We start from the raw sequence: 16471 nt of genomic DNA, 5'->3' as shown, positions 1-16471 counted from the left end.
TCGCGCCGGACGGGCGTCCCGGAGCCGGGTCCCGGGTCCTGCCGCGGTCGGCGCGCTCAGTCCGCGTCGGCCCAGGAGCCGACGACGGCGACGTCGAGCGGGAAGTCGACGGGGAAGCTCCCGAAGAGCAGCCGGCCGGCTTCCGCCGCAGCACGGCGCACCTCCTCGGCGACGGCGTCGGCCAGGTGTTCGGGCGTGTGCACCACCACCTCGTCGTGGAGGAAGAAGACCAGATGCGGACGCCGGCTCAGCGTCCCGGTGCCGCACAGCCGCCACAGCCGGTTGCGCAGGTCGGCCAGCCAGCACAGAGCCCACTCGGCGCCGGTGCCCTGGACGACGAAATTGCGGGTGAACCGGCCCCACGCCCGGCGGTGGCGGTCCCGGTCCTCGGTGGACCGGTCCTCGTCGGGCGGCTCCCCGAGCTCGAGCGGACGCTCGGCCCATGCCCCCGTGGGGGCCGGGGACCCCCGGCCGAGCAGGGTGTGCACGACCTCGCCGCGCTCCCCGGCCCGAGCGGCCGCCTCGACCAGCCCGATCGCCCGGGGGTAGCTGCGGGCCAGCCGGGGCATCATGCGCCCGCTCTCGCCCCGCGTGCCGCCGTACATCGCCCCGAGCATCCCCACCTTGGCCTCGGCCCGGGTCGCCACGGTGCCGGTGTCGACCATGCCCTGGTACAGGTCCGACGACCGCGCCGCCTCCGCCATGGCCGCGTCCATGCTCATGCCGGCGAGCACGCGCGGTTCCAACTGAGCGACGTCGGCCACGACGAAACGCCAGCCGTCGTCGGCGACCGCCGCCGGGCGCACCTGTGCGGGGACGGAGAGGGCGCCGCCGCCGTTGGAGGCCCATCGCCCGGTCACCACGCCGCCGGGCAGGAAGTACGAGCGGAACCGCCCATCACGCACCCAGGCGTCCAGCCAGTTCCACCCGTTGGCCTGGAGCAGCCGCGACAGCTTCTTGTACTCCAGGAGCGCCGGGATGCCGGGGTGCCGGAGCTGCTCGAGCGTCCAGGAACGGGTGTCGCTCACCGGCAACCCCGAGGTCTGGAGCGCGCGCAGCAACCCGCCGGGCGAGTCGGGGTTCAGCCCGGGCGCCCCGAAGGCCGCGCGGATCTCGGCCAGCAGTCGCTCGAGGGCCGGCGGTCGCCGGCCCGGCGCCGGACGGGGGCCCAGGAGCCCGGTCAACAGGCGTTCGTGCACGTCCGCCCGCCACGGCAACCCGGTATGGGTCATCTCCGCCGCCGCCAGCGCGCCGGAGGACTCGGCGGCGAGCAGCAGACCGAGGCGCCCCCGGCCCGGCGAGGCGGCCAGCGCGGCCTGGTGACGCGCGTGCTCGGCTACCGGGTCGAGACCGTCGGCGGGGTCGTCGAGGGGGAAGAGGGCCGGATCGGTTGCGGTCACCGGTTGGAGGGCGTCCCACCCCGGGGTCTCCTCGCCGACGAGCACGGCCTGATCGACCAGCGGGGACCGCCGGAGGACGGCGTGGCCGAGCCGCAGGTCGGCGCAGCGCTCGACCCGGACGCCGGCCTCCAGGAGCGCCGGGTACCAGCGGGTGGTGTCGTTCCACACCCAGCGGACGGGCGAGGCCTCGCGTTCCCGGACGAAGTCCGGGAGGTCGGCGGAGGGGAACCGGGTGACCCGCGCGGGCGTGTCGTCGTCGAGGCACTCCGACGCCTCGACGGTGGCCTCGCCGCGGCGCGCGAGGAGGACCCGGTTCATCTCCGCAGTGTCGCCGACCGGTCCGACAGAGACCTCCAGCCCCGTGCCGTCCGCAGCGGAGCGCCACACTGGCACGGTGACCTCGCTGCCTCCCGAACGCTCCGCGGCGCGCGGCATCGTCCGCCTGCTCAACACCGCCGCCGGACGGGTGCTGTGCCTCGCCGGCGACGTCGACGGGGTGGCGGTCGACTCCTTCGTGCGGCGCTACGGCCGCGAACCGGTACGGATCGACGCCATCGACGCGGGCTCGGTGACCGGGTTCTCGGCGCCGGCGCTCGAGCTCGTGCTCGACCACCTGGACGCTGCCGCGCGAGCAGGACGGCCGGTGGCGCTGTCCAGCTCTCCCGCTGTGGAGCGGCTGCTCAGGAGGGCGTCGTCGGTCGCCCAACGCCGAGCAGCCGGAGGTTCGCGAGAAAAGTGCTAAAGGTGCAGGTCAGACGCGCCGATGAGGCGGTGTGACCCGGACCGCCGAGGTGAATCGGAGGCGCAGCCCCGCTGCCGCGCCGTCCCTCGATGGCGTGCGCGCCGCCGAGCTGTCGGCGTCGGTCGCCGAACTGGAGAACCTCTCGCGCTTCGACCACGGCGACCTGGACCAGGACGCGGAGAAGGCGGTGGCGGCCGCCCGTGAGCTCGGCCTCGGTGAGCTCGAGCAGCGCGCCCGGCTGGTCCTGGCCGACCTGCTCCGGCGCCGCGGGAACGTCGCGGACGCCGCCCGCCAGGCCCAGAAGATCCACCGGTGGGCCACCGCGCACGACTCCCCGCAGCTCCAGGCTCGCAGTCACTTCGTCCTGACGGCGGTGTTCCAGGAGCTCGGTGACGTGTCCCTCGCCCTCGAGCACGCCGTTCGCGCCGTGGAACTCCTGGCAGATGACGTGGCGCCCACAGCACGGATCGACCACCTTGCGCGCCTGGCCGACTGCCTGGGCCTCAGCGGGGATCTCACGGCGCGGGACCGCTACGACCACGTCCTGCGGCTCGCCGAGGAGCTCGGTGACGTCGACCGCCAGCTCATGGTGCTCAACAACCGCGCGTACTACGAGACCCTGTCGGGGTCGTTCGAGGAGGTGCTGGCCTGGAGCACCAAGCTGCAGGAGCTGGCCGACCGGCACAGCCTGCCCATGAGCGTCGGCCGGCTCGACACCATCGGTCGGGCGCTGATGGGACAGGGGCGCCTCGAGGAGGCCGAGGCCGCGCTGCTGCCCGGACTGCGCCCGGAGGCCCTGCAGGCGTCGCTGGACGGCGACGCCGGTGCGGACTTCCTCCTGACCCTGGCCGAGATCAGGCGCCGGCGCGGCCATCTGGGAGAGGCCCAGGAGACTCTGGACGAGTGCGTGCGCCGCTGCGACGAGTACGGGCTGACCTCGATCCGCGTACGCGCCCGGTGCGAGCAGGCCGAGCTGCACGCCGCGAGCGGTTCCTTCCGCTCGGCGTTCGAGGAGCACAAGCTGTACTGCGCCGAACTCATGGAGCTGCAGTCGGCGGAGCGGGACGCCCGGGCCCGGGCGCTGCAGGCGATGTACGAGACCACGGAGGCGCGGCGGCAGACCCGCCGGTACCGCGAGCTCTCACTGCGGGACCCGCTGACGGGTCTCTACAACCGCCGCTACGTGGACGGTGTACTCCCGCGGCTCCTGCGCGGTCGTGCTGGAGTCGCCGAGCCGGTCACGGTGGCCCTGCTGGACCTGGACCACTTCAAGCGCATCAACGACACGTGCTCGCACGAGGTCGGCGACCAGGTCCTGTGCACGGTCGCCGAGCTGCTGATGAAGGCCGGTGCGTCGTTCGGCGGACCGAACGCCGGTTCCTTCGTCGCCCGCATGGGCGGTGAGGAGTTCCTGCTGGTCCTGGTCGGCGCCACTCCGTCGGCCGCGACGGGGCACCTGGAGGACGTCCGCCGGACGATCCGCACGCACCCCTGGGCGGAGGTGACCGGCGGTCTGCCCGTCACGGTGAGCATCGGGGCGGCCAGCGTGGCGGCACTGACCGTCGCGACACCCGCGGAGGTGCTCGGCCGGGCCGACGGGCACCTGTACCTGGCCAAGCGGTCAGGACGTGACCGGGTCGTCGGCGACGAGGCCTGACCTCGGTCGTCAGCCGTTCCCGAGCTCGGGCGCGAGCCGCGGGTCGCCGGTCCCGGGGCCCCCCGCGGTGTCCAGGACCTCGTGCACAACGCCGGCACTCCCGCCGCCCCGCCGCTCCGTTTCCGCGGCGGCCAGCACGAGTCCACCCGGCAGGTACTCGATGCCCGTTGCCGCGCCGAGCTCCGCGACCGACGTGAACTCGTGTCCGAGGGCCTCCAGCGCGGGGCCGTACGCCGCGATGAAGGCGGGCTCCGCATCGGTCGTCGCGGTGTTGCGCTGGCTGGCCCGGGGCGCCGCGATCGCCTCCGCGAGGTTCATGTTCCGGTCGATGCGGTTCACCAGCGTCTGGAGCAGGGTCGTGATGATCGTGCTGCCACCCGGTGAGCCGAGGGCGAGCACCGGCCTGCCGTCGTCCAGCACGATGGTCGGCGACATGCTGCTGCGCGGACGCTTGCCCGGGGCGGGCAGGTTCGGCTCGGGCCGGGTCGGGTCCGCCGCCTTGAACGTGAAGTCGGTGAGCTCGTTGTTGAGGATGAATCCCCGGCCGGGGACGGTGATCCCGCTGCCGCCGGTCTGCTCGATGGTCAGCGTGTAGCTCGCGACGTTCCCCGCCGCGTCGGCGACGGTGAGATGCGTGGTGGAGGGTCCCTCGGCGCCCGCCCCCGCGGTCGGCCGGTCCTCCGCCGGGCACGGACCGTACTGCCCGTCCGGGCTGCCCGCGGCTACCGGCGTCACCGATGCCGTGCCCGGATCGATGGCGCAGGCCCGCTCGGCCGCGAACCCGTCGGAGAGCAGCTGGGCCAGGGGCACCTGGGTGTACGCGGGGTCACCCACGTAGACGTTCCGGTCCGCGAAGGCCAGGGCGCTCGCCTCGAGGTAGTGATGCAGAGCGGGCACGTCGGGCATCGAGCTCAGGGGGAACAGCTCGAGGATGTTCAGGGCTTCACCGACGGTCGAGCCCCCGCTCGACGGCGGGGCCATCCCGTAGATCTCGAGCCCGCGGTAGTCGATCCTCGTGGGCTCGCGGAACGGGACGTCGTACCGGGCGAGGTCCACCGTGTCGAGCAGTCCCGGTCGCACGTCACCGGTGCCCGCGGCCTCCGGCGGGTCCTGGGCCGTCCGGACGATCTCCTCGGCGAGCTCTCCCGTGTAGGCCGTCTCCGCACCCTTGCCGGCCAGCAGCTCGTAGGTGCGGGCCAGATCCGGATTCCGGAACACCGAACCCACCTCGGGGAGAGCACCGTTCGGGAGGAAGAGCTCGGCGGTGGGCTGGAAGCGACGGAACTTCTCCTCGTTCTCGGCGGTCTGCTGCCGGAACGTCTCGTCGACGACGAAGCCCTCGTCGGCCAGCCGGATCCCACCCTGCAGGGCCTCGGCGAGCGAGAGGGTGCCGAACTCCTCGAGCGCCCGCGACCAGGTGAGCGGCGTGCCCGGCGTGCCCACGGACAGGCCACTCCGGACAGCTTCCTGGAACGGCAGGGCGTTGCCCTCGTCGTCGAGGAAGGCGCCGGCGCCCATCGCCAGAGGAGCGGTCTCCCGCCCGTCCAGCGTGAAGACCTTGCCGGTCGCGGCCTCGAAGTAGACGAAGAAGCCTCCGCCACCGATTCCCGCGGAATAGGGCTCGGTCACGCCCAGTGCGGCGGCCGCGGCGACTGCCGCGTCAGCCGCGTTGCCGCCGTCGGCCAGGACGTCCAGACCGACCCTGGTGGCATCGGGATCGACCGTGGCGACCGCGCCCCCGGTACCCACCGCGAGGGGCTGCTTCCCCGGCGGTGAGCCGCCTGCGGCGGCGGTGGCAGGAGCGCCGGCCACGAGAACGCCTGCAGTCAGCCCGGACAGGGCCAGCAGCGTGGTACGCCGACGCGGCATGGAGACTCCTCGAGGGTCGTCGATGCGCAGGCACACATCGGACACCCGCGGGCCGTGTCGCGCCAGCCGGTCGGACACCCGGCCTCGGTCAGCTCGTCCAGCGCAGCCCGAGGATCACCGTGTCGTCCCGTCCGCCGTCGACGTCCGGCATCTGCATCAGGTGGTCCAGGACCGTCGGCAGTGGCTGCGCGTTCGCGGCGGCGGCCGTGGACCGCAGTCGTTCCAGCCCGGCGTCGATCACCTCGCCCCGGCGTTCCACCGCGCCGTCGGTGAAGGCCAGCAGCGTCGTCGGCCCGGAGACCCGCGCCTCGGCCACTGCTGGCGGGGCCGGGGTCGCCACCCCGACCGGCGGCGCGACGGCGCAGTCCAGGAACTCCGCCCTACCGCCGGTCATGAGCAGCGGGCCGAAGTGCCCGGCCGACACGACCCGGACCAGGCCCGCTACCGGGTCCAGCTCGCCGAGCAGCACGGTGGCGAACTGGTGGTCGACGCTGACGTCGAGCAGGCCGCGCAGCTTCGTCAGGACGGTCGCGACGTCGTCGCCCTGGGCGACGTAGGCGCGCACGGCGAAGCGGAGCGCGGCCATCGTCGTCGCCGCGGCCAGCCCCTGGCCGGAGACGTCGCCGACGACGAACACCGAGCGCCCCGACGGGCCGGGGATGACGTCGTACCAGTCGCCGCCGACCTCCAGCTCGTCGACGCCGGCGACATAGCGGGCCGCGACCTCGATGCCGTCCACGCTGGCCACCTCGGGCAGCAGGGCGTGCTGCAGGGTGCCTGCGATGCCGCGCTGCTGCCGGTAGAGCTGCTCGTTGTCGGCAGCCAGCCGCTCGGCGGTGGTCCGACGCCGGGCGAGGCTCCCCGCGGTCATACCGCCGGCAACGGCCAGCACGCCGCCGACGCCGAGCACGATCCACGGCAGGGTCGCCGACAGCGGGCCGGTCAACCCGATGCGGGACGCGGCGACGACGGTGAAGGTGGTGTCGCCGAACGGCACCCGCGTGGTGACGGTGTCCCCTCGGATCGGGAGGGGAGCGGTGGCCTGCACCAGCTGGTCGGCGTCGGTCCCTCGGCCGAGGAACACCGCCATGTCCAGACCGCCGAAGGCGTCACCCGCCTCCACCGAGACCTGGCGGTCCAGCGGTACCTCCGCGTACACGACGAGGTCCCCGGTCTGCTCCGCGGGCATCAGCGCGTAGGCCAGTCGCGGCTCGGGGCGCTGCACGATCCCGGCGACGGCCAGTTGCCCGGTCGGCTCGAGCCCCGCGAGGAACGTGTCCCGGTCTTCCTCCGGCGCCTGCGGGTCGGGACCGTGCAGGGCCACCTGCTCGACCTGGTCCCCGTTGACCCGCCACAGGGAGAACGACATGCCGGGCCAGATCGCCGTCGCGGCCGCGAAGCGGGTGAACGGCTCCGGGCTGCCGTTCGTCGCGTCGGCGACCTGGCCGGCGTCGAGCATCTGCGTCTGGATCACCGCGACCTGGGTGGCGAGCAGGGTCGCGGCCTGGTCGACCTGCTGAGCCAGCAGCCGCTGCTTGTTGTTCGCGTTGACCGCGGACGCGAGCCAGGCCAGCACCACGGTGATGACCAGGACCACGGCGGTGACGATGACGCTGACCCGGCCGGGGGCGGTCCGCAACCCGCGCAGGCGTCCCTTGCCGGCCGCCACGGCACGGTCAGGGCCGGCCGACTCGCGGCGGGACCCGGTCGGCCGCGCACGTGCAGCCGTGCCGGCTGCGGTCCTTCCGGAGGCCCCCACCGCCGTCGGCTGCGCCGGTGGGCTCGTCGGCCCGGCCGCGGCACCGATCGAGTTCCGCGACCGGGCAGCCTCCTCGGTGACGTCCACGCGGGCCCACACGACCTTGCGCCCGTCGTCCTCAGCCGTCCAGCCGTGGGCCCCGGACAGCTTCGCGATGAGGTGCAGACCCAGGCCCCCGAGGGCGGCGTCCCGGTCGAGGGCCAGGACGGGCGGTGAGTTCCCGGCCGCGTCGCTGACCTCCACCAGCCAACCGGAACCCGCGTCGCTCACCGCCACCCGCACCGGTCCTCGACCGTGCCGCAGCGCATTGCTCACGAGTTCCTCGAAGACCAGCAGCAGCCGGTCCAGGTCGTCGTCGCGGGCACCTGGCGGCCGGCCGCCGTCGGCGAGCACCGTGCGCAGTTGCATCCGGAGCGCGCGCAGCTCGGCGAGCGTGGTCGGAGCGCCGTGCAGCACCGCATCCACCGGAGAGCCCAAGTGCGGCCGCGGGCGGTGCATCCACGGCGCCTCGATCATGAGCCTCATTTCGGCGACGGTGCCGGCCGGCAGCGCCGGGGCACATGTGTGGTCCGTGACTGTGGATCGGCAGCAGCTCGGTCCCCTCGGGTCGGTCAGCACGATCCGCAACGGCTCGGTCCGTACGAGCACGTTACCCAGTGGAGTCGCGCGCTCTCGACACGGACACGGGAGAACCCGCTGCCGCCGAGAATGCCGCGGTGGGGCCGGGCGCCGAGCCCCCGTGCGGCTCGGACGACCGTGGGAACCCGGATCCCCACCGGGGTTCCCAGGTGGCACCCGGCCGGTCACCTCCGCGGCCGGCGCCCCACCCAGCGGACGCGAGGGGCCGGCAGGCGTCGTGGCCGTCGGAGACCTCGTTCATGTCCACGTACGTCGTCGGACGGCGTTACGAAGCCACGTGACTCCCGTGCTCCTCGGGGGCCGGCTCGTCGCTGACGGCGTCGGTTCGTGGGAGGCGCCCCATGAGGAAGAACTCGGGGTTGGGTGCGAGCGCCACGAAGTGCGCCAGCCGGTTGGACAGGGCGAAGAACGAGGTGATCATCCCGACGTCCCAGACGTCGTCCTCGGTGAGGCCGTGGTCGGTGAGGACGGCGAGGTCGTGCTGCGTGACGGCGGCGGGATCGGCGGCCAGCCGCGTGGCCACGGTGAGCACGGCATGCATGCGTGGGGAGAGCGGGGCCTTGCGCCAGTCGATGGCGACCTGGTCGGCCAGGTAGGGGTCGCGCGTGCGGATCCGGGCGACAGCCCCGTGCGCGATCACGCAGTACAGGCAGTCGTTCGCGGCGCTGGTGGCGACCACGATGAGTTCGCGGTCGGCCTTGGACAGCCCGGGCGTCTCCTTGTCCATGAGGGTGTCGTGCATCGCGAAGAACGCCCGTGCCTCCTCGGGCCGCCAGGCCAGCGCGGCGAAGATGTTCGGGAGGAAGCCGGAGCGCTCCGCCACGTCGGCGTAGCGCTCGGCGAGGTCGGCCGGCAGCTGCGCTGACGGCCGGACGGGGAAACGGCTGATCGACGTCTCGGTCATCGCGCCACTGTGGCAGCGCACGGCCCCGTTCGCACCCAGCGGCGACCCCGGGAAGATCGCCGGCGAAGTGCGGCTTGCCCGGGCCGTCGGGTGGGCAGACATGGCCCATGGCCAAGGCCCGCACAGACGCGGCCCGCACGGACGAGGCCCGCGCAGAGGAAGCCGCGCCCCGCACGCCGGCATCGAAGAAGTCCGCCACGGCGACCGACGCCGTCTCGCCGCACCGGATCCCGCTCAGGGCGTGGCGGCCGATCCTCCGGCGCGTCGGGCGGCACGTCCTCAGCGACCGGCTCATGGTGCTGGCGGCGGGGATCTCCTTCTTCGCCGTCCTGTCGATCGCGCCGGTCCTCGTGACGGCGGTCTCGGTCTACGGCGCGGTCAACACCCCCGAGCAGGCGCTCGAGCAGCTGTCGTCGGTGGCCCGGGTGCTGCCGCCGGAACTCGAGCCGATCGTGGCCGACCAGCTGACGACGGTCACGGCGGCGTCGACGCAGGTACTCACGGTGCGGGGGCTCAGCGGCCTCGTCGTCGCCCTCTGGACGGCGACGACCGCCGCCACCTACCTCATCGACGCGCTGACGCTGGCCTACCACGAGACGGAGACCCGCGGCTTCCTCCGGCGCAGCGGTCTCGCGCTGATGTTCGTCCTCGGCGGCGCCCTGCTGCTGGGCGGGGTGATCGCGGCGGTGGGTGCGGCGTCGCGGGCGCTCGGCGGGGTTCGCGGCCCCGTCCGTGAGCTCGCGCCCGTGGTGGGCTGGCTGACCCTCGCGGCCCTCATGGCGATCGTCCTGGCGCTGCTCTACCGCTTCGCGCCCGACCGCAAGCAGGCCCGCTGGCGATGGATCACCGGGGGCGCGGCCGTGGCCACGGCCCTGTGGCTGGCCACATCGGTCGGACTCTTCGCCTATGTCCAGAGCCTCGGTTCCTACGAGTCCACCTACGGCTCGCTCGCCGGCGTCGCCATCAGCATGGTCTGGCTGTGGATCAGCGTCTTCCTCGTCATCGTGGGCGCGGCGATCAACGCCGAGGCCGAGCGTCAGACCCTCCGGGACTCGACCGTCGGGCCCGAGCGGCCGTTGGGCGAGCGGGGAGCGGTCGTCGCGGACAGCGTGCCGCCGTACCCGGACGGGAAGTAGCCGTACCCGGACGGGAAGTAGTTCGGCAGGCACGGCGCTGGTCTCGTCGCCGGCACCCGCGCTCCGTTCGGCGACCGAGGAGGATCGTCCTCGACCGTCGTCGGGACAAGGGCCGTCCGACCGTAGGTCCGGGGAGGTCGGGGTCGGCCCCGACTTCCCCCGACAGCGTTCGCCGGCGCGCTTCCTGGCTCGCCGGTCCGAGAACCGGACCGACGACGGCCGTCGACGATCCGACGACGCTCCTCGGGATGCAGGGGCCGTTCGATCAGTCCTCGGGCGGTGCGCCCTGCCCCATGGCGTCGTCGACCGCGGTCTCGCCTTCCGTTCGGCCGCCGCCGGGCCGCCCGACGTCCTTCCCCACGCTGGCGTGGGAGCCGTCCTCCTCGTCGCCCGACTGCAGCGGGGTGTCCGGTTGCTCGGTCATGGTGTCCTCCTCCGGGATGTGTCCTGATGGTTCCCCGCTCAGCCTCGCGAGAACATCGGGTCCCACGTCATCTGCTCGATGGGCCCGTCGGATCCCGGGCACCCCGCCGCTGCCCGCAGGCGCCGTGGAGGTCAGGCGGAAGCCACCCGCGGAACGACCTCCGTGCCGAGCAGTTCGATGCCCCGCAGCAGGTCGGTGTGCGCGAGTCGGGGGTTGGTCATCTGCAGCGAGATCCGGTCCACCCCGCCCAGCTGCTCGGAGACCCGGAGGAGCTTGTCGGCCACGGTGTCGGGGTCGCCCATGAAGAAGGCGCCGTTCGGGCCGCTCGTGGCGTCGAACCGGGCACGGGTCGGCGGCGCGAAGCCCCGCTCGCGGGACACCGTGGTGAACATCTCGTGCCAGCCGGGATAGATGGTGTCCGCTGCCAGCTGGGTGCTCTCCGCGACGAAGCCGAACACGTGCAGACCGACCTTCAGCTGCTCGGGGGCGTGCCCGGCCTGCGCCCCGGCCCGGCGGTACAGGTCGACGAGGGGGGCGAACTGCCGCGGTTCCCCGCCGATGACGGCCACCATGAGCGGCAGGCCGAGCAGCCCGGCCCGCACGAAGGACTCGGGCGTCCCCCCGACGCCGACCCAGATGGGCAGCGGGTCCTGCAGTGGCCGCGGGTAGACGCCCTGTCCGGTCAGCGCCGGCCGGTGCCGCCCGGACCAGGTGATCTGCTCCGACTCGCGGATGCGCAGCAGCAGGTCCAGCTTCTCCTCGAACAGCGAGTCGTAGTCGGCCAGGCTCAACCCGAACAGCGGGAAGGCCTCGGTGAACGAGCCGCGACCGACGACCAGATCGATCCGTCCCTTGGCGATCAGGTCCAGGGTGGCGAACTGCTGGAACACCCGGACCGGGTCGGCGGCGCTGAGCACCGCCACGGCGCTGCCGAGCCGGATGCGGGAGGTCCGCGCCGCCGCGGCCGCCAGGATCACCGGGGGGGCCGAGTCGTAGTACTCCCTGCGGTGGTGCTCACCGATGCCGAACGAGTGCAGCCCCACCTGGTCGGCGAGTGCGATCTCCTCGAGCAGGTGCTCCATCCGCTCCGCCGGCCCGATGACGCGCCCGGTCGAGGGATCGGTCACCGCCGAGACGAAACTGTCGACGCCGAGCTGCATGGCCGTCCTCCGGTGCGGGGGTTCGTGTCGGCGCCGGCGACCACATGCGGTCAAGCGCTCAACGACAGTCAACCAGGTGCCCTTCCGCCCGGGTGTCGCGCGCGGCGAGCCGATCGGAAAGGCCCGGTTCCCCGGTAGCGTGCCCCTGTCGGCCCGGCCTGTTCCTGGGGTGGCGCATGAGTGGACCCACGGCCCGGACGCGGGTGCTCGACCTCATCGAGCACGTGAGCGGTCCCCTGTCGGACGACGAGCACGATCCCGGCCCCCAGGCGCGCGCAGCCGCCCAGCACCCCGACCCGGGAGGCGCCCGCCACAACCTCCTCCGGCAGGAGGCGGTGCCGATGACGGTGCTGGCCCAGGATCCCTCCGTCGTCGACGAGCACGGCCCGGTACGGGCTCAGATCCCGGTCCCCGCCGAGCGGCTCCAGCGGGGGCCGCGTGGGCACCGGTTCCACGTCGTCCACCTGAACGTCGGCACCGGCCAGGCCACCCCGCCGGTCCTACTGCACGCCGACGACGCCTGGACCTACCGCGACCGCTGGTCGGTCGAACGGCACCCGGACGCCACGACCCTGAGCGGGGACCGCGAGTTCCGGGCCCAGAACGTGTACGCGGTCGCGGCCCGCACCCTGGCGCTGTTCGAGCAGCATCTGGGCCGGCCCATACCGTGGCGCTCGGGCTCTCCGCAGCTGTACCTCATCCCCCAGGCCCTGGTGGAGGCCAACGCCTTCTACTCGCGCGAGCACAACGGCGTGCTCTTCGGCTGGCTGCCGGCGCTCGGTGGCCGGCCGGCGCTGTACACGGCGCTGTCCCATGACGTCATCGCCCACGAGGTCAGCCACGCGATCCTCGACGGGCTGCGACCGCGGTTCACCGAGCCGGGCCTCCCCGACCAGCTGGCCTTCCACGAGGCTCTCGCCGACCTCGTGGCCCTGCTGTCGGTGTTCACCGTGCCGGGGGTCGCCCGGCGTCTGCTGGTCCCGGGGAACTCCGACCACATCCTGTTCCCGTCCGACGCGGACGCCCTCCGGATGCCCGACCGCGAGGAGCGGGCCGCGGCGCTGCTGGCCGGCCGGGCGGTCCTGCTGATGCATCTCCCGCTGGCACGCCTGGCCGAGGAGGTGGGCGGCCGGGCCCAGCGCCCGAGCGTCGGGGACGACACCTCGGGCCGGTTCCCGGCCCTGCGCTGGTCGGTCGTCCTGGAGGCCGGCGACCGGTGGAAGTCCGACCCGCAGTTCGCCGAGCCCCATCGCCGCGCCGAGGTCCTGGTCGCGGCGTTCATGCAGACGCTCGTGACGATGTGGGCCGGCAGGCTGGAGCCCCTCCGCGTGGAGGACGACGGCCTGGACGCCGACCGGGTCGCCGAAGAGGGCGTCAAGTCCGCACGGCACCTGCTGGCCATGCTCCTCCGCGGACTGGACTACCTGCCCCCGGTGGACCTGGGGCTCGCCGACGTGATCGACGCGGTCCTCACAGCCGATCGTCGGCTGGCCCCCGAGGACGAGCACGACTACCGGACAGCGCTCGAGCACGCGTTCGCCGGCTTCGGCATCACGTCCCCGCGGCACCCCATGGTCGACGCGGACGGCATGGCGGCGCCGGCCGGCGACGGGACGCCCGACGGTGCACGCGAGGAACCTGCCCCGGCCGTCTGTCCACCCGACCCCGATGCCGACACCGCCCTCGGGCTGCGGTACGAGCACCTCAACCTGGTCGCCCTCCGGACGTCACCCGAAGCGGTCTACGAGTTCATCTGGAACAACGCCGCGGTCCTGCAGGTCGACGTGCGGTTCCCGACCAGGGTGGAGCGGGTGCTGAGCAGCACCCGGGTGGGGCCCGACGGCCTCGTCGTCACGGAGATCCTCGCCGACTACACCCAGCGGCTGCGCACGGCGGTCCGGGACCTGCCGCCCGGCATCCGCGCCCCCGACGGGATGGCACCGGAGGACCGGGTGGAGCTCTGGGGCGGAGGAGTGCTCGTCTTCGACCAGTTCGGCCGGTTCCGGCTGCACCAGCGCCAGCCGCTGCTGGACCCCGACCGTCAGACCCGCCGCCTGCAGTACCTGGTCGACCGGGGCCTGCGCGGTCAGGACGGCGCATGGGGCTCCTCCGACGGTCTCGGCGAGGACCGGCGGTTGGCGTTGCTGCACCCGAGCCGCAGGGCCGCCGTTCGCACGACGACCAACGTCTCTGGTCAGTACACCTAAGTCAGGAACGCGACCGCCGCGGCCGTCGCACCGGTGGCGGCGAGGACCAGGCAGGCCCCCCTCGTCGCCGGGTCGTGGTGGGGACGCCGGCGCCGCTCGTACCAGGCCACCCCCACCGACGAGAGGACCACGACCGGGTCGTGGGCCGCGACGGCCATCAGCGCCATGAGGGGCCAGCAGCTGACCACGCAGTCCCGCCCCAGGCCGACGCCGTACCGACGGCATGCCCGACGTGACCGAGCCCGGTCCAGGGGCGGGGCGAGGAGGCGGTGGCAGCGGGCGACGCTGCGCCGCTTGAGCGCGGAGCACTGCCATCCGATCGCGGTCGCGGTCAGCAGGGCGATGGCTCCGAGCTCGCCGGCCGTGCTCGTCAGCAGCCAGGCGATCAGGCCGAGGAGGACCGCCGCGCCGGCCCACATGCCCGCCCACCCGGCGACGACGTCGCCCATGACGGCCGCGCGGGCCCGACGGGGGCTGCGCAGCGCCGCGTGACGCACGTTGGCCGTGATCAGCGGAGCCATCACCGCGATCATGGCTGCCCACGCGACGGCATGTGGGGCCAGGCCCGAGCCACCTGCCGCGTGGTGGCCGGAGTGTCCCGCCACCGGCGCCGCCCCCGGGCTCGGGAGCCAGCCGCGGAGGACGAGCGCTACGAGGACCAGCCCGCCGGCTCCGGCGACGGCCCACAGCCACCACTCCGGGTGGCGTTCCGGGTCGAGGCGCCCGGCGACCGGCGTCCGGCGTGGCTCCACCCACGGTGGCGCCGGACCGGTCACCCGAACTCCAGGGTGATGCGGTCGATCGACATCTGCGCGCCGGCCAGATCGCGGCCCGGGTTCACCGGCCGCAACCGGACCGAGGTGGCCAGCGGCCTGAGGTCCCCCGCTTGGGCCGACACCTGCGCGGTCACGTCCAGCCGCCGGCGCTGACCGCTGCCGGACGACGTCCCGTCGTCCCTGCTGGCCTCGTACACGCCGAACAGCGACAGCAGGCCCACGTAGTGCCCGTCGTCCTCCGGAGCGGCGTCCGCGCCGGGCTCCAGACCGAGGAACACCTCGTACGACGTCGGAGCGGGGCGGGTGGACCGGATGCCCTCGAACCGGAGCAGCCAGCGGGCGGCCGCCGGGAACGCATCGACGCCCATACCCTGGTCGGCGGGCTCCCCTCCGGAGACGACGACGTCCTGCTCCCCCACCAGGGACAGCGGGCCGGCCTCCGCGACGGGGACCGGGACCGGCTCACCGAGCCCGAACGGGTCCTCACCCGATCCCGGTGGCGGTGGCGGCGGCACTGCGGGGAGTGGCGGCGGAGCCGTCGTCTCGTAGGTGTAGCCCAACGCACCGACGTCCAGGAGCTTCGGCGCGGTCCACGTACCCGTGCTGCCGTCGGGACGGCGGAACCGGAACTGCCGGTCGATCCACGACGCATGGGCGGCCGTGCCCGTACCCACGCCGTTCCGGAACGGGTAGCCGTGCCCGAGATCGTGGGCGTAGGTCTCCCAGAGGCGGTCGACGTTGCAGTGGTGGAGCCAGAAGGCGGGATCGAGGCCCGCCGTCTGGAACAGCGCCATCGCGCCGCTCACCTGGTTGTGCACCGACCCGTGCGGCTGCATGTCCAGCTGACCGATCTCGGGCGATTCGCCGTGCCACTGCGCCGCGTTGGTGGGGTCCTCGATCACCCCGCCGCCGAACGACACCCGAGCGGTGTCCTGCTGATTGGCGTAGTGCGGGCGGAGCAGCGCCCTCGTCGCGGAAGCCCACGCGACGCTGTCCCCGGGGGCCGGCTCGTCGGGCCCGAGCCGGACCGGGATGAACAGGGGGTTCGGGAACGAGCCGTCGGCGAGTGGTTCCACACCCGGCACCTCGACGCCGTCGGGCAGCGTGTCACCCCGCAGCGGCACGGGCAGGCCGAGACGGCGGGGATCCGCGGCATGGTCGGAGTAGTTCCAGTACGGCAGTGCCCAGTCGTCGGCGGGACCGTCCAGCTGCCGGATGTGCTCCCGCACCACGGCTTCGAACTCCAGCAGGTAGGCCCGGTGCCACGGCAGGAAGAACCAGTGGTTGTGCGCGCACTCCTGCCACAGCGCCGTGCTCGGCCAGGCCGCCTTCGGCGCGAAGGTGCCGTGCACCTGGGACTGGTAGCCCAGGCTCATCGGGTCCTCCCACTGCCGGGCGATGGCGATCATGTCCCCGACCGGATCGCTGCTCGTCCCCACGCCCGTCAGGAGGGTCCGCAGGTGCTCGAAGAAGTCGTCGAGGCCCGGGGTGAGCGCCCTCATCCGGTGCATCCCGGCGGCGTACCAGACGAGATCGTCATCCCAGCCGCCCGCGGAGCCCTCCCGCCAGGCCGCTCGTCGCGTCGTCATGACCATCGGATCGCCCCTCGCCGTCGCGACGCCCGATCGTGGCACGACCGAGTTCCGTTCGGGGCCGTCCCCGTCGTGCTTCGCTCACCCACCGGGCGACGGACTCGACTCCTGGGCCGACCTCTTCCAGGGCCACCCCGGTGATATCGACACCCACGACGGCGGACGCGGCGGCTACCGGCCGGACCCGGACGGGGACGACCGGTCAC

The 16471-nt window shown here is 73.6% G+C and carries 12 protein-coding genes; 4 read left to right on the top strand and 8 right to left on the bottom strand.

Annotation, left to right across the window (positions count from 1 at the left end; genetic code table 11):
- Window positions 1-56: 56 nt before the first annotated feature.
- Complete coding sequence (locus tag CHB94_RS01075; protein WP_089334875.1) at window positions 57-1718, bottom strand: bifunctional 3'-5' exonuclease/DNA polymerase; 1662 nt, start codon at window positions 1716-1718, stop codon at window positions 57-59.
- Window positions 1719-1794: 76 nt separating this feature from the next.
- Here CHB94_RS01075 and CHB94_RS01070 point away from each other — a divergent pair, with 76 nt between their 5' ends.
- On the top strand, window positions 1795-2142 hold the full coding sequence (locus tag CHB94_RS01070) for a hypothetical protein (protein ID WP_089334719.1): 348 nt from the start codon (window positions 1795-1797) through the stop codon (window positions 2140-2142).
- A gap of 31 nt (window positions 2143-2173) precedes the next feature.
- On the top strand, window positions 2174-3799 hold the full coding sequence (locus CHB94_RS01065; RefSeq protein ID WP_254920321.1) for a sensor domain-containing diguanylate cyclase: 1626 nt from the start codon (window positions 2174-2176) through the stop codon (window positions 3797-3799).
- 9 nt (window positions 3800-3808) lie between these two features.
- Here CHB94_RS01065 and ggt read toward each other — a convergent pair whose 3' ends face one another.
- The 3 genes from ggt to CHB94_RS01050 all read right to left on the bottom strand — a co-directional run bounded on the left by ggt (window position 3809) and on the right by CHB94_RS01050 (window position 8970).
- Window positions 3809-5668 (bottom strand): gamma-glutamyltransferase, encoded by a 1860-nt coding sequence (ggt, locus tag CHB94_RS01060; RefSeq protein WP_089334873.1) that lies wholly within the window; start codon window positions 5666-5668, stop codon window positions 3809-3811.
- 88 nt (window positions 5669-5756) lie between these two features.
- Window positions 5757-7952, bottom strand: a complete 2196-nt coding sequence (locus CHB94_RS01055; protein WP_141137386.1) for an ATP-binding SpoIIE family protein phosphatase — start codon at window positions 7950-7952, stop codon at window positions 5757-5759.
- A gap of 379 nt (window positions 7953-8331) precedes the next feature.
- Window positions 8332-8970: a peroxidase-related enzyme gene (locus CHB94_RS01050; protein ID WP_089334717.1), complete on the bottom strand. Its 639-nt coding sequence runs from the start codon at window positions 8968-8970 to the stop codon at window positions 8332-8334.
- Window positions 8971-9077: 107 nt separating this feature from the next.
- Here CHB94_RS01050 and CHB94_RS01045 point away from each other — a divergent pair, with 107 nt between their 5' ends.
- On the top strand, window positions 9078-10106 hold the full coding sequence (locus CHB94_RS01045) for a YihY/virulence factor BrkB family protein (protein WP_089334716.1): 1029 nt from the start codon (window positions 9078-9080) through the stop codon (window positions 10104-10106).
- A gap of 265 nt (window positions 10107-10371) precedes the next feature.
- Here CHB94_RS01045 and CHB94_RS24865 read toward each other — a convergent pair whose 3' ends face one another.
- Both CHB94_RS24865 and CHB94_RS01040 read right to left on the bottom strand, forming a co-directional pair.
- Window positions 10372-10530: a hypothetical protein gene (locus CHB94_RS24865; protein ID WP_176445344.1), complete on the bottom strand. Its 159-nt coding sequence runs from the start codon at window positions 10528-10530 to the stop codon at window positions 10372-10374.
- Between the two features lie 131 nt (window positions 10531-10661).
- Window positions 10662-11690, bottom strand: a complete 1029-nt coding sequence (locus CHB94_RS01040; RefSeq protein ID WP_089334715.1) for an LLM class flavin-dependent oxidoreductase — start codon at window positions 11688-11690, stop codon at window positions 10662-10664.
- A 176-nt stretch (window positions 11691-11866) separates the two neighbouring features.
- Here CHB94_RS01040 and CHB94_RS01035 point away from each other — a divergent pair, with 176 nt between their 5' ends.
- Complete coding sequence (locus CHB94_RS01035) at window positions 11867-13897, top strand: gluzincin family metallopeptidase (protein WP_141137385.1); 2031 nt, start codon at window positions 11867-11869, stop codon at window positions 13895-13897.
- On the opposite strand, the gene CHB94_RS01030 is transcribed toward CHB94_RS01035, so the two are convergent.
- Together CHB94_RS01030 and CHB94_RS01025 are read right to left on the bottom strand one after the other, a co-directional pair.
- Window positions 13894-14673: a copper chaperone gene (locus CHB94_RS01030; protein ID WP_089334713.1), complete on the bottom strand. Its 780-nt coding sequence runs from the start codon at window positions 14671-14673 to the stop codon at window positions 13894-13896. The two genes, CHB94_RS01035 and CHB94_RS01030, sit on opposite strands and share 4 nt — an antisense overlap.
- Entirely contained in the window at window positions 14670-16262 is a 1593-nt protein-coding gene (locus CHB94_RS01025) for a tyrosinase family protein (RefSeq protein ID WP_176445343.1), read from the bottom strand. The genes CHB94_RS01030 and CHB94_RS01025 overlap by 4 nt, the downstream gene beginning before the upstream one ends.
- Between the last annotated feature and the right edge of the window lie 209 nt (window positions 16263-16471).

Origin of the sequence: Blastococcus mobilis (assembly GCF_900188025.1) — a bacterium.
In the GTDB taxonomy this organism is placed as follows: Bacteria; Actinomycetota; Actinomycetes; order Mycobacteriales; family Geodermatophilaceae; genus Blastococcus_B; species Blastococcus_B mobilis.
Note: the sequence above shows the minus strand (reverse complement) of the source record. Positions and strands in the feature narration are given on the sequence as shown.

Coding starts and splice junctions, on each gene's coding strand:
- CHB94_RS01075 (WP_089334875.1), bottom strand. CDS start 1,718: ATGAACCGGGTCCTCCTCGCGCGCCGCGGCGAGGCCACCGTCGAGGCG.
- ggt (WP_089334873.1), bottom strand. CDS start 5,668: ATGCCGCGTCGGCGTACCACGCTGCTGGCCCTGTCCGGGCTGACTGCA.
- CHB94_RS01055 (WP_141137386.1), bottom strand. CDS start 7,952: ATGAGGCTCATGATCGAGGCGCCGTGGATGCACCGCCCGCGGCCGCAC.
- CHB94_RS01050 (WP_089334717.1), bottom strand. CDS start 8,970: ATGACCGAGACGTCGATCAGCCGTTTCCCCGTCCGGCCGTCAGCGCAG.
- CHB94_RS01045 (WP_089334716.1), top strand. CDS start 9,078: ATGGCCAAGGCCCGCACAGACGCGGCCCGCACGGACGAGGCCCGCGCA.
- CHB94_RS24865 (WP_176445344.1), bottom strand. CDS start 10,530: ATGACCGAGCAACCGGACACCCCGCTGCAGTCGGGCGACGAGGAGGAC.
- CHB94_RS01040 (WP_089334715.1), bottom strand. CDS start 11,690: ATGCAGCTCGGCGTCGACAGTTTCGTCTCGGCGGTGACCGATCCCTCG.
- CHB94_RS01035 (WP_141137385.1), top strand. CDS start 11,867: ATGAGTGGACCCACGGCCCGGACGCGGGTGCTCGACCTCATCGAGCAC.
- CHB94_RS01025 (WP_176445343.1), bottom strand. CDS start 16,262: ATGACGACGCGACGAGCGGCCTGGCGGGAGGGCTCCGCGGGCGGCTGG.